Annotated in this window: 11 protein-coding genes; 9 read left to right on the top strand and 2 right to left on the bottom strand. The window is 60.5% G+C overall.

Translation table 11 applies throughout. The features are described from left to right. Window positions 1–22 precede the first annotated feature (22 nt). The 3 genes from DXB53_RS00745 (at window position 23) to DXB53_RS00755 (ending at window position 3208) form a co-directional block, all read left to right on the top strand. A complete protein-coding gene (locus DXB53_RS00745; RefSeq protein WP_117582941.1) occupies window positions 23–1057 on the top strand; it encodes a YeiH family protein in 1035 nt (344 codons plus the stop codon). A gap of 273 nt (window positions 1058–1330) precedes the next feature. Next, on the top strand, window positions 1331–2548 hold the full coding sequence (locus DXB53_RS00750) for a helix-turn-helix domain-containing protein (protein WP_117582942.1): 1218 nt from the start codon (window positions 1331–1333) through the stop codon (window positions 2546–2548). 234 nt (window positions 2549–2782) lie between these two features. Next, window positions 2783–3208, top strand: coding sequence for a hypothetical protein (locus DXB53_RS00755; protein ID WP_147346300.1), 426 nt, complete (start codon window positions 2783–2785; stop codon window positions 3206–3208). Between the two features lie 41 nt (window positions 3209–3249). Here DXB53_RS00755 and DXB53_RS00760 read toward each other — a convergent pair whose 3' ends face one another. After that, entirely contained in the window at window positions 3250–3771 is a 522-nt protein-coding gene (locus tag DXB53_RS00760; RefSeq protein WP_117564325.1) for a nitroreductase, read from the bottom strand. Window positions 3772–4065: 294 nt separating this feature from the next. On the opposite strand from DXB53_RS00760, the gene DXB53_RS00765 reads away from it, so the two are divergent. The 4 genes from DXB53_RS00765 (at window position 4066) to DXB53_RS00780 (ending at window position 8769) form a co-directional block, all read left to right on the top strand. Further along, on the top strand, window positions 4066–4356 hold the full coding sequence (locus DXB53_RS00765; protein WP_055251737.1) for a hypothetical protein: 291 nt from the start codon (window positions 4066–4068) through the stop codon (window positions 4354–4356). Window positions 4357–4536: 180 nt separating this feature from the next. Next, a complete protein-coding gene (locus tag DXB53_RS00770; RefSeq protein ID WP_117582944.1) occupies window positions 4537–5037 on the top strand; it encodes a MarR family winged helix-turn-helix transcriptional regulator in 501 nt (166 codons plus the stop codon). Further along, window positions 5037–6761, top strand: coding sequence for an ABC transporter ATP-binding protein (locus tag DXB53_RS00775; protein WP_117582945.1), 1725 nt, complete (start codon window positions 5037–5039; stop codon window positions 6759–6761). The genes DXB53_RS00770 and DXB53_RS00775 overlap by 1 nt, the downstream gene beginning before the upstream one ends. A gap of 1 nt (window position 6762) precedes the next feature. Further along, on the top strand, window positions 6763–8769 hold the full coding sequence (locus DXB53_RS00780; protein ID WP_199409654.1) for an ABC transporter ATP-binding protein: 2007 nt from the start codon (window positions 6763–6765) through the stop codon (window positions 8767–8769). A 113-nt stretch (window positions 8770–8882) separates the two neighbouring features. Here the strand turns inward: DXB53_RS00780 and cysE are convergent, their stop codons facing one another. Beyond that, the gene (gene cysE / locus DXB53_RS00785) at window positions 8883–9587 is read right to left on the bottom strand and encodes a serine O-acetyltransferase (RefSeq protein WP_117582946.1); all 705 of its coding nucleotides are present in this window, start codon (window positions 9585–9587) and stop codon (window positions 8883–8885) included. A 223-nt stretch (window positions 9588–9810) separates the two neighbouring features. Between cysE and DXB53_RS00790 the strand changes: the two genes are divergently transcribed. Beyond that, window positions 9811–10458 carry a DedA family protein gene (locus tag DXB53_RS00790; protein ID WP_117582947.1) on the top strand — a complete coding sequence of 216 codons (648 nt, stop codon included), beginning with the start codon at window positions 9811–9813 and terminating at the stop codon, window positions 10456–10458. A 288-nt stretch (window positions 10459–10746) separates the two neighbouring features. After that, window positions 10747–11799: a branched-chain amino acid aminotransferase gene (locus tag DXB53_RS00795; protein WP_117582948.1), complete on the top strand. Its 1053-nt coding sequence runs from the start codon at window positions 10747–10749 to the stop codon at window positions 11797–11799. The last annotated feature ends 197 nt before the right edge of the window (window positions 11800–11996 follow it).

The raw sequence follows: 11996 nt of genomic DNA on the forward strand, positions 1-11996 counted from the left end.
AAATAGAAAGAAGGAATCCCATATGCAACTGGCAAATATCGTACGCGAGCGCTGGAAGGGCGTTTTGTTCTGCCTGATCATCGCCATTCCCGCAACGCTGCTCGGCAAGCAGATCGAGGTGGTCGGCGGGCCGGTATTCGCCATCCTCATCGGCATGGTTCTGGCACTTGTCTTTCCCAAGCATCGTCGTGAGCCGCTTGCCGCCGGCGTTACCTATACGTCTAAAAAGATCTTGCAGTACGCGGTCATCCTGCTTGGCTTTGGCATGAACCTCTCGCAGATTCTGTCCAAGGGCGCCCAGTCGCTGCCGATTATCGTGGCGACGATCTCGACCTCGCTTGTTGTCGCCTTCGTGCTCTGCCACGTCATGAACGTGCCGAGCAAGATCGCGACGCTTGTGGGTGTGGGTTCGTCGATTTGCGGCGGTTCTGCCATCGCCGCGACCGCACCCGTCATCGATGCCGACGATCGCGAGATTGCCCAGGCTATTTCGGTCATCTTCCTGTTTAACGTTATCGCGGCGCTCGTGTTTCCGACGCTCGGCGGCATGCTCGGGCTGACCAACGAGGGCTTTGGCCTGTTTGCCGGCACCGCCATCAACGACACCTCGTCCGTAACGGCTGCGGCGAGCGCCTGGGACAGCATGCATCCCGGCGCCAATGTGCTCGAGAGCGCCACGGTGGTCAAGCTCACCAGGACGCTGGCCATTATTCCCATCACGTTGGTCCTCGCATGCTGGCAGATGCATCTGGCGCGCAAGGCCGGCGGCGACGCCAAAAGCACGTTCTCGCTTAAACGCGCGTTTCCCATGTTTGTGCTGTTCTTTGTGCTGGCGAGCGTAATCACCACGGTGCTTCAGCTTCCCGTGTCCATCACGGCGCCCATCAAGGAGCTTTCGAAGTTCTTTATCGTGATGGCCATGGCGGCTATTGGCTTTAATACCGATATCGTCGAGCTGGTCAAAAAGGGCGGCAAGCCCATCGCGCTGGGCTTTTGCTGCTGGATTGGCATTGCGTGCATGAGCTTGGGAATGCAGCACGTGCTGGGAATCTGGTAGAGAAGTAGCTTATTCGCGTGCTGGTTGCTGGTTGCTGGTGAGCGCAAGCCTGCGGTGGAGCGATAGGAGCTCTTGCGGGTATGGCTTGTCCGCAGGTTTATAAGTCCCGAAGAGCTCTTATCGCCCCGCCAGGATGGCGATGCGGGGCAACACCTATACTCGCAGGACGGCGCTTTCTGCCCTATAGTGTTTGGTGAGCAATATCGTTCAATTTTGAAACACTCGGTCGTGCGACCGTCGGCGGCTGCACGTCGCCTCGGACAGGGGCAAATCATGGATAGCGATGCCAAGCTGAACATCTTGACCGAGGCCCTGGCTGCTGCCGGGGCCTCGGCATTGGCAATCGATGCGCGTGGGGACGTCGCGATTTCGACCATGAATGACGCGGCGCTTGAGCGGGATGTGGCAGCTTTTGTTGCCGAACGCCTCGACCGTATAGGAGACGGCGCGCGTCTGGTTATGGGGCGTGCGGGTACGCGCCTGAGCCTGACCGTTCGCCTCGCCGACAAAGAGGGCGGGGGCCTTTGGGTCGTCGTGGTCCGCGAGGTGCGCGGCGCCGCGGCGCACGCGGGCATCGAGTGGCTCAACGCCGACGAAGTTGAGGCCCGCTACGAATCGAGCGCGTACGGCATCGTTGAGGGGGCTGCCTCGGTGGCTGCGCCGGTCGCCGAGAGCTACGCGCGCGGTGTGCCCCTTATGCTCGAGGGCGAGCTGGGAACGGGTCAGGTCGAGATTGCCATGCGCCTCTATCTGGACGGTCCTTTTGTCGATCAGCCCTTTGTTGCCGTTGCGCTCGATGAGCTAACGGATCGCGGCTGGCGCCATCTGCTCAAAAGCGCCGAATCGCCGTTGTTCCAAACGGGGCTGACACTTTGCATTGAGGGCTGGAACACGGTTGGCCCCCAGCGTCTCCGCGAGCTCGTTTCCACGATGGCCGACACCGCGTTGGCGACGCGCTGCCATGTGGTGCTGACGGCGAATGACATGCCGGGCGGCAGCGAAAGTGATCAAGCCGCCTTTGTGACCGAGCGCTTCGCCTGTGCGGTGAGCGTGGCGCCGGCAATCGTCGAGCAGGGAGCCACGTCGCAAAAGATTGCGCGCTATTTGGAATATCTCGCTGGTGCATTTGGGACGGCAGCGCCCACGCTGTCTGCCGCGGCGACGAAGGCGCTCGATGCTTACCGCTGGCCGCGCAATTATCTGCAGCTCCGCGAGGTCTCGGAACGACTGTATATATTGGTGGGGGCGGGCACGGTGGATCGCGCTGTGGCGGAGGAAGTGCTAGCCCAAGAGGACGTGATTAAGACCGCAACCTTTGGCGCCCCGACACTCGAAAGCGACCTGTATATCCTGCGACCGCTGGCCGATACCGAGCGAGATATCGCGCATCTGGTTGTAGATCATCTCCACGGCAACCGAACCCGTGCGGCGGAGGTGCTGGGCATAAGCCGAACAACGCTGTGGCGCTTACTGAAGGACGATGACCGTTGAGCGAGGCGCCCGTGACCGCGCGCGACGCGTGTGCTACAGTCCAAAGCGTTATTGTTTCGATTTGGTTACGGCGTGCGGGGGCGTATGGCTGAGACTACAAAACCGAGCCGCAGAAGGCGGAGCGCCGCGCCGGTTAACCGACGCACAACATCGGTGACGTGGGGCAAACACGCCTCGGGGTTTGACGGCTCGTTCAAGCGCACTAAATACGGCTATCCTTCGACAGGTGCCCGTTTGGCAATGCAGGCAGAGTCCTCGCTGTGGGACCGCAAACGCGTGGTGGGCTCAAAGCTCAAGCACGACGGCACGCTCGGCTACATCAGCCGCGGGGCGGCTCGTCGCAGCGGACTCAATCCGGCTGGTTGGCATCGTTATGTTCCGATCGCGGTCGTCGTTGCAGTGATCGTCATCGCACTCGCTGCGCTTGGCTACGCCGGCGACGGTGCCAACTTGGACGCGATGTTTAAATCGCCCGAGCTCGCGCATGCAGGCACAGAAATTGTCGAGGGCGCTCAGACCCAGACGGGCGTCGCGCCCCAGCGCGGTATCGTTGCGGCGGCCTCCACCATCGCCGACGCTCAAAAGGACGAGGGCGAACAGGGCGACGGCGCCGAAACGACCCACACGAACGAAACGACGACAACTCCATCGGCAAGATAAGTTGCGAGCGGGTCCGCCGTTCGTTAGAACGGCGGAACTAATTACCTAACGTACACCACGTTGTCGCGGCGGGGTTTGGGCTCGGGTAGCGTGTCCTCGGCATAGCCCAGAATGCAGTGACCGACGCCGCGCAGGCTGCCGTCGGCGGGCAGGCCCCAGCTGGCCAGCAGCTCCAGGCCCTCGGGCGAGTCAAAGACCTCATGCGCGCGGTGAATCCAGCATGAGTCGACACCCAGTGCATAGGCGGCGTTGAGCAGGTTGCCCATGGCGAGCGATCCGTCTTCCAGGTGCGTGGGCACGCTGCGGTCGACCAGTACCACCACAACGGTCTTGGCGCCATAGAAGGGGTCGCTGTTGCTGCCCATGACCTGTGCGTTGAGCTGCGAGAGGCGCTCAACGGTCGTGGGGTCGGTGACGGCGACAAACGTCACCGGCTGGCGCCCCATGCCACTGGGTGCATACTGGCCGGCCTCGATAATGCGTGCGAGCTTTTCGGCCTCGACGGGACGATCACTGTATTTGCGGCAGCTGCGGCGGTGGATGAGTGCTTCGATAGTCTCCATGGTGTCTCCTTGCGGTGGCGTTGCAGATGCCACGTTCATACCCGTCGGGCTCAAACGATAGACGGTCAATTGCCCGGCCAAAAGGGTAGATCCCAATTGGGAAAGTAGGTTTGCATAAAAGGACCTTCAGAATGTGACAAACAAATGGGATGGTTAAACGTTTTATCCCGTCTACCCTGCGGTTTTTTACCACTTGCCTAAATGACGAACGCATAACCTCTGATAAAGGTTTTACTAAAGGAGTACCAACGTTTATCAATGCGCCGTGGTGGCGCCGGGCCAGGAGGTAACATCATGTTCCAGGCTGGAGATGTCGTCGAGACCGACTTCGAAGGATTTCTGAAGCTGCTGCGTTCCAAGACGCGCGCTTTTGTGACGATTGACGATCACGAGTACTACATCACGCACACCGATGGCTATTGGCGTGTTCAGGATTGCGAGGCCCTCAACGACAAGGGCCACTTTACTGACTGCTCCGAGCTGGTCAACACGGTCTGCGAGGTCGTCGAGCTGCCGTGGATTGCCGGCAAGAGCCTGCATGACAGCTTCTCGGGCGCTACGGTCTATGAGGCCGTCGCCGCTTAACGGGCAATAAAACCCGATTTTCACGTGACCGCTGGCGCTGCCCCCGCGCCGGCGGTCTTTTTCTGCCGATAGGCCATAAAAGTGCAAGCATTTGCGGAGAGCCTGTTGACGATAGTCAAAACTCGGACTAATCTAGAGATATAAATTGGTCAAAAATCGGACAATCGAATGGTGGGATAGATGAATAGTGCGGTTACGCTGGTCGATTTCGACCGGTTGCTCAATGGACTCGACCATATTTATTCGGAGTTCTCGCGCGCCTGCGGTCTTTCGGACTGCGCTTACTGGATGCTCGTCGATACCAGCACGGCGGGCGGCAGCGTCGCCGTAAGCCGTCTGACAAGCGAATGGTTCTACAGCAAACAGACCATCAACTCGGCAATTAAAACCTTGAAGGCGCGGGGTTTCGCCACGCTGGAGTTTGCCGAAGGCAGTCGCAAGAACAAGGTTGTGTGCCTGACCAAAGAGGGTAGGCAATTTGCTGAGCGCTATGCGTTGCCGGCACTTAAGGCCGAACAGCGAGCATTTTGCGCGCTTGAGCCGTGTGAGCAACGCGAGATTATGCGCTTGATCGGCAAATTCTCCCAGGTGCTCGATGAGGAGTGCGAGACATTTAAGCAGCAGGTGGCAGCTGCAAGCCAGACGCAGGATCAATGTGAGGGGGAGTCGTGCGACTGTTAATGAGGTTTCTGAAGCCCTATCGAGGGCTTGTCGCAGTGACGCTGCTGGTGCTGCTGGTTGATAACGTCGGCACGCTGTTGGTTCCCACGATGCTGGCGAACATGGTCAACACCGGCATCACCACGGGCGATGTCGACTACATCCTGCGCAACGGCCTCTACATGCTTATCGCGACCGGCATGGCCAGCGGCGGCGCGGTGCTGGGCTGCTATCTTTCGGCGCGCTTGGCCGCCAACGTGGCCTGCGATATCCGCAATGCCGTGTACGACAAGTCGCTCGAGCTCGCGGCCAGCGACTTTGAGCGCTTTGGCACCGGATCGATGATCACGCGCTCGCTCAACGACATCAACGTGATTCAGCAGGCGATTCTGCAGACCATTCAGCTGGTGCTGCCCGTGCCGTTTTTGGCTGTGGCGGGCATCATCTTCGCCTGGTTTATCGATCCTGCCATGGGCACGCTTCTGGGCGTCGTGGTTGCGATTGTGCTGGTGGCGGCGGTCTTTACGGTTGCCAACGCGGCTCCGATCTTTATGCGCTTGCAGAGCTTTATCGACCGCATGAACGTGGTGCTGCGCGAAAACATCGTGGGCGTGCGCGTCATCCGTGCGTTTAACAAGGAGCGTCACGAGGAGCGGCGCCTGGACGAGGTGTTCAGCGACTACGCCGCCAACGCCATCAAAGTCAACCACCTGTTTGTGGGCCTCGACAGCTCAAGCTTCTTTTTGATGAACATCGCCGAGGTAGCGGTGCTGTGGGTTGGCGGCAACCGCGTGGGCGCCCACGCCATGCAGATCGCGAGCATCTCGGCGGTGCTGGAATATGCGCTCCTGATCCTGTTCTTTGTGATGATGGCGCAGATGGTAGTGCTGACGCTGCCGCGCGCCGCGGCGTGCCTGAACCGTGCGCAGCAGGTGTTGGAGATTGAGCCGAGCATCGTGGACGGCGAGCGTACGCTGGGTGACGGGGCGCCTGCCTCCGGGGGCGATGCGGATGTGGTCGCTGAGTTCGATCACATGTCGTTTCGTTTTGACGATGCCGATGAGGACACCCTGTGCGACCTGAGCTTTGCCTGTCGTCGCGGTCAGACGACCGCGATTGTGGGCTCGACGGGCTCGGGCAAGTCGACGGTGGCAAAGCTTCTGCTGCGTTTTCACGATGCCACCAAGGGTGCCATTCGCCTGGACGGCGTCGACCTGCGCGAGCTTTCGCAAGACGAGATTCGCGGGCGCATTGCCTACGTCCCGCAGAAGGCATGGCTGTTCTCGGGCACCGTGGCAAGCAATTTGCGCTTTGGCAACGAAGACGCGACCGAGGCCGATATGCTCCACGCGCTCCAGGTTGCCCAGAGCACCTTTGTACTCGATCAACCGCAGGGGCTCGACACTCCGGTGGCGCAGGGCGGTACGAACTTTTCGGGCGGCCAGCGCCAGCGTTTGGCAATCGCCCGCGCACTCATGAAGCGCGCCGACCTGTATATCTTCGACGACAGTTTTTCGGCCCTGGACTTTAAGACCGATGCGGCCCTGCGCCATGCGCTGCAGGACGAGACGCGCGACGCCGCGGTGCTCATCATCGCGCAGCGCATCTCGACGATTCTGCACGCCGACCAGATTGTCGTGCTCAAGGATGGCGAGGTCGTGGGCCTGGGCACGCATGGCGAGCTTATGGAAACCTGCGAGGTGTACCGCGCCATCGCGGAATCGCAGATGAAGGGAGGTGAGTAGCATGACCGAGGAGCTCGAGAAGCAGGGCGGCGTTGATGACGCCGTTGCCGCGGGGCTGGTCGAGGAAACGGCTGTCACGTCGACCGAGCTGGATGACGCCGCCAAGGCTGCAGTCGAGCGCGAGGCTCGCCGCCAAGCGCTCTACGAGGAAAACGAGCGTGCCGAGGACGAGCGTGCCCGCGCCGAGGCAGAGCGTATGCGCGACGTGGACGACGAAGAAGAGGGCGAGACGCCCCGGGATACCTGGGCGACGGTGCGCCGCCTGTGGAGCGAGGCCGTCGGCGACCATTGGCGCTTCTACATCGTGTTTGCGAGCATTGTGTTCTATGTTATCTTTAACACCGCTGCACCGGCATATAGCGCCCGCGTGATCGATGAGCTGTGGGGCCACATTCAGGTGGCGTTTGCCAACGGAACCACCTTCAACATCACCTGGGAGAACTGCGGCAAGACCATCTTCGTCTACTTTATGATCTGGACTGCCGCTGCCTCGTTCTATGCGCTCCAGAGCTTTTTGATGTCGAGCGTGGCCGAACGCCTCAACCTGCGTCTACGCAACCGCATCGCACAAAAGCTCAACCGTCTGCCGCTTGCCTTCTTTGACGCGCATCGTCCCGGTGAGGTCGTCAGCCGTGCGACCAACGACTTGGACAAGATGTCCGAGAGCATGCAGCGCGGATTGCTGCAGCTGCTTGTGTCGATCGGCACCGTGGTGGGCGCCGTGGGCGTGATGTTCGTGTTTAGCGTGCCGCTTACGCTAGTCTTTTTGTTCTTTACGGCGTTGTCGCTGCTGGTGACCAAGGTGGTTTCGCGCCGTACGCATGATGTGACGGGCGAGCGTCAGGAGTGGGTGTCCAAAATCACGAGCGCGGTCGAGGAAGGCTATTCGGGCCGTTTGGTGATTCGCGCATTCAACCGCGAGCACCAGAGCTCTGCCGAGGTGCACGAGGCCTCGGGCGAGCTGGCGCGCGTGAGCACCAAGGCCGACTTTATGATCAACGCCGTCGGACCCGCGGTTCGCTTTATTGGTCGCCTGGCGCAGATTGTGATTGCGCTCGTGGGCTGCAGCATGCTGGTCGCCGGTCACATGACCGTCGGCGTGTTCCAGGCGTTCTTCCAGTTTATCTACGAGGCGTCCGAACCCATGACGCAGCTGTCGTTCACTTTTAACTCGCTGCAGAGCGCGCTGGCGAGTGCGGAGCGCGTTTTCGACCTGCTTGATGAGCCCGAGATAGAGGCCGATCCGCTGCCGGACGAGGCCGCCAAGCTGCCGGGTCGCATTGAGGGCCGCGTCGCTTTTGAGCACGTGCGCTTTGGCTATGCGCCCGACAAGCCGCTCATGCGCGACGTGTCGTTTACCGCCGAGCCGGGCCAGAAGATTGCCGTGGTGGGAACCACGGGCGCAGGCAAGACGACGCTCATCAACCTGCTCATGCGCTTCTACGAGATTGACGGCGGGCGTATTACGCTCGACGGCGTGGATACGAGCCGCATGGATCGCGGCGAGCTGCGACAGCAGTTTGGCATGGTGCTACAGGACGCCTGGCTGTTCGACGGCACGATTGCCGAGAACATCGCCTACGGCTGCCCCGAGGCAACGCGCGAGGAGATTGTTGCGGCCGCTCGCGCCGCCCAGGTCGACTTCTTTGTGCGCACCATGCCTCAGGGCTACGACACGCGCGTAGCCAACGATGCCGAAAGCATCAGCCAGGGCCAGCGTCAGCTGCTGACCATCGCACGCGTGCTGCTCAACAACCCGGCGATTCTCATCCTGGACGAGGCGACCTCAAGTGTGGACACGCGCACCGAGCTTGCTATCGGCCGCGCCATGGACGCGCTCATGCGCGGGCGCACGAGCTTTGTGATCGCGCATCGCCTGTCGACGATCGTGGACGCCGACCTGATCTTGGTCATGGATCACGGCAACATTATCGAGCAAGGCACGCATAAGGAACTGCTGGCTGCCGAGGGTGCTTACGCCGACCTCTATCTGAGTCAGTTCGCATAATGTGACAAAGGGACAGTCCCGCATGTCACATCAAAAGGAATGGCGCGCCGGGGATTGATTCCCTGGCGCGCCTTTTGCGTCGGTGCCGATATTGTTTTGTGCCGCTTGCGTTCCTAACGTTCGTCCATGAGCTTGGCGACGAGGGCCTTGAGCTCGGCCACCTCTCGCTCGAGTTCTTTGACGCGGCGGGCATTCTCGGTGATGCCCTGGCGGTTGAGGGCACTCTGCTCGGCGGCGTCATCGGGCATGTACTCGCGATGCTGCTTGGCGTCGAAACTCTCCTCGAACACACGGCAGCCGTTGCGCTTGATGATGCGTCCTGGCACGCCCACGACGGTGCAGTTGTCGGGCACGTCCTTGACGACAACCGAGTTGCCGCCGATTTTGACGTTGTTGCCGATGCGGATGTTGCCGAGCACCTTGGCGCCTGTGCCCACGGTGACGTTGTTGCCCAGGGTGGGGTGGCGTTTGCCGGTCTCGTTGCCGGTACCGCCGAGCGTGACGCCCTGGTAGAGCACGCAGTTGTCGCCCACGATGGTGGTCTCGCCGATGACGACGCCCATGGCATGGTCGATAAAGAAGTGCTTGCCGATCTGTGCGGCGGGATGAATCTCGACGCCGGTGATGTGGCGGGTGATTTGCGAGAGCACGCGGGCGAGCGAGCGATGACCGTGCTCCCAGAGCCAGTGCTCGGGCACGTGGTTCCACTTGGCGTGCAGGCCAGGATAGGAAAGGAAGATGACTAGACCGTTTTGCGCGGCGGGATCCTGCGCTTGGACGGTCTTGATGTCCTCGCGAATGGTATTGATAAAGCTCACCGGCCGCCCTCCCTTAGCGCCATGGCAATGCGATTCAATAAAGTATAGCGATTCGCTAGGGATTAGGAAGGACAATCTTGGCGGCATTGCGCAACAGGTGTCAGTTATGCAAACTTGCTGGTAATGGGGTCATGCTTTTGTGGGGTTGCGCACGAGGGGGCGCCGCAACCGTATACTGGTCAACTTGGACGTATCCGCGCCCACAACTGAGAGGTTTTACTTCATGGGTTTCATCAATTTTATCGCCGAGCTGCTCAAAGACCCGCGCACCGCGATTGCCAGCTGGATCGCCGCCGGCCCGCTTATGGCCTACGGCTGCGTGTTCCTGATCATCTTTATCGAGACGGGCGTGGTGTTCTTCCCGTTCCTTCCCGGCGACTCGCTGCTGTTTGCCTCGGGTTTCTTTGCCCACAACGGCGGCTTTAACATCGTGGCTCTGCTGGCCGTCGCATGGACGGCTGCCATCTTGGGCGATCAGTGCAACTTTATGATCGGTCATTTCTTTGGCCAAAAGATCATCGCCTCGGGCAAGGTGAAGGCCATGACGCCCGAGCGAATCAAAAAGTCCGAGGACTTCCTGGACAAGTGGGGCCACCTGGCCATCTTCCTGGGTCGCTTCTTCCCGTTTATCCGCACCTTTGTGCCTTTCATCGCCGGCATGGGCGGCATGCACTGGCGCAACTTTGTCATCTTTAACGTGCTGGGCGGCATTACCTGGTCGACGGTCTTTACGCTGTTGGGCTACTTCTTTGGCGGCATTCCCTTTGTGCAGGAGCACTTTGAGCTGCTGATTATCGGCATCGTCGCCGTGTCGATCATCCCGACCGTGGTCGGTCTGGTTAAGGCTAAGCTGGGCAAAAAGAACGCGTAGCTCGAGCCAGCGCGCAAACCGTGCCGTTGAGGCCCGTCACCCTTTACGGTGGCGGGCCTTTCTGCTTCGGTCAAATGAAAATACTTTACTTAGTTAAAGAAAAACGTTTTATCCGATGCGTGTGCGGAGTACAATCTCGTGCATGCGAATCGACGTGTCATCGGCTTCGATGTCGTCCGCGTGTCCCGTCCGGCTCTACGCTCCGGGCGTGTGACGTTGCGACGCGGTCGGCCCCGGTCCTTGCGTGCGGGTTCGCGAGTATGCAACTGTGTATGTAAGGAGCGACATATGACTGTCGAGAAGAAGGATATCGATTGGGGTAGCCTCGGCTTTGGCTACATGAAGACCGATTACAGCTACGAGGCTCATTGGAAGGATGGCGAGTGGGACGAGGGTGGCCTGACCACCGACCACACCCTGCATGTCTCCGAGTGCGGTGGTATCTTCCACTACTGCCAGGAGGTCTTTGAGGGCCTGAAGGCCTACACCGCCGAGGACGGCAGCATCGTCTGTTTCCGTCCCGACATGAACGCTGAGCGTATGTACAACTCTGCGCAGCGCCTCGAGATGCCCCCGTTCCCCAAGGACAAGTTTGTTGAGGCCGTCAAGCAGGTCGTCTCTGCCAACGCCGCATGGGTTCCGCCCTTCGGCTCTGGCGCAACCCTGTATGTGCGTCCGTTTATGATCGGCTCCGGTGACGTAATCGGCGTGGCTCCCGCTCCTGAGTACACGTTCCGCATTCTCGTGACCCCGGTCGGTCCGTACTTTAAGGGCGGCCTTAAGCCCGTCAAGCTGCGCGTTTCCGAGTACGACCGCGCCGCACCGCACGGCACCGGCAACATCAAGGCCGGCCTGAACTACGCCATGTCCCTTAAACCCACGATGGAGGCCCATCGCGAGGGTTATGCCGAGAACCTGTATCTCGACTCCGAGTCCCGCACCTATGTCGAGGAGACCGGCGGCGCCAACGTGCTGTTCGTGAAGGAGGACGGCACCCTCGTCGTTCCGCAGTCGCACACCGACTCCATCCTGCCCTCTATCACCCGTCGTTCGCTCGTTCAGGTTGCTCAGGACCTGGGCATTACCGTCGACCAGCGTCCCGTCGAGTGGGCCGAGGTCAAGGCCGGTACCTTTGTCGAGTGCGGCCTGTGCGGCACCGCTGCCGTTATCTCCCCGGTCGGCGAGATCGACAACAAGGTTTACGGCGCCGACGAGACCGTGACCTTCCCGGCTGGCTACACCGAGATCGGCCCTGTGATGAAGAAGCTTCGCGAGACCCTGACTGGTATCCAGTCTGGTGCTGTTGAAGATAAGCACAACTGGGTTTACACCGTCGCGTAAGCTGCCATAGCTGTTCGGCCCGAGGGCAACCTTCCTTTCCGGCGCGTCCTCGGACATGAAAGAACCTCCGCTGCGCACTTCGTGCGGCGGAGGTTCTTTCGTCCTGCGGAGTGCGCCGGAAAGGAAGGTTGCCCTCGGGCCTGCGTTACCTCGGCGCCGCCGTTACGGGCAATATAGATCTGAATTAAAGATGGCGC

It is taken from the genome of Collinsella sp. OM04-5 (assembly GCF_003439125.1).
In the GTDB taxonomy this organism is placed as follows: Bacteria; Actinomycetota; Coriobacteriia; order Coriobacteriales; family Coriobacteriaceae; genus Collinsella.

What these genes read in the sequence shown, in the direction of transcription:
- DXB53_RS00745 (WP_117582941.1), top strand. Translation starts at nt 23, where the DNA reads ATGCAACTGGCAAATATCGTACGCGAGCGCTGGAAGGGCGTTTTGTTC.
- DXB53_RS00750 (WP_117582942.1), top strand. Translation starts at nt 1,331, where the DNA reads ATGGATAGCGATGCCAAGCTGAACATCTTGACCGAGGCCCTGGCTGCT.
- DXB53_RS00760 (WP_117564325.1), bottom strand. Translation starts at nt 3,771, where the DNA reads ATGGAGACTATCGAAGCACTCATCCACCGCCGCAGCTGCCGCAAATAC.
- DXB53_RS00765 (WP_055251737.1), top strand. Translation starts at nt 4,066, where the DNA reads ATGTTCCAGGCTGGAGATGTCGTCGAGACCGACTTCGAAGGATTTCTG.
- DXB53_RS00770 (WP_117582944.1), top strand. Translation starts at nt 4,537, where the DNA reads ATGAATAGTGCGGTTACGCTGGTCGATTTCGACCGGTTGCTCAATGGA.
- DXB53_RS00775 (WP_117582945.1), top strand. Translation starts at nt 5,037, where the DNA reads ATGAGGTTTCTGAAGCCCTATCGAGGGCTTGTCGCAGTGACGCTGCTG.
- DXB53_RS00780 (WP_199409654.1), top strand. Translation starts at nt 6,763, where the DNA reads ATGACCGAGGAGCTCGAGAAGCAGGGCGGCGTTGATGACGCCGTTGCC.
- DXB53_RS00790 (WP_117582947.1), top strand. Translation starts at nt 9,811, where the DNA reads ATGGGTTTCATCAATTTTATCGCCGAGCTGCTCAAAGACCCGCGCACC.
- DXB53_RS00795 (WP_117582948.1), top strand. Translation starts at nt 10,747, where the DNA reads ATGACTGTCGAGAAGAAGGATATCGATTGGGGTAGCCTCGGCTTTGGC.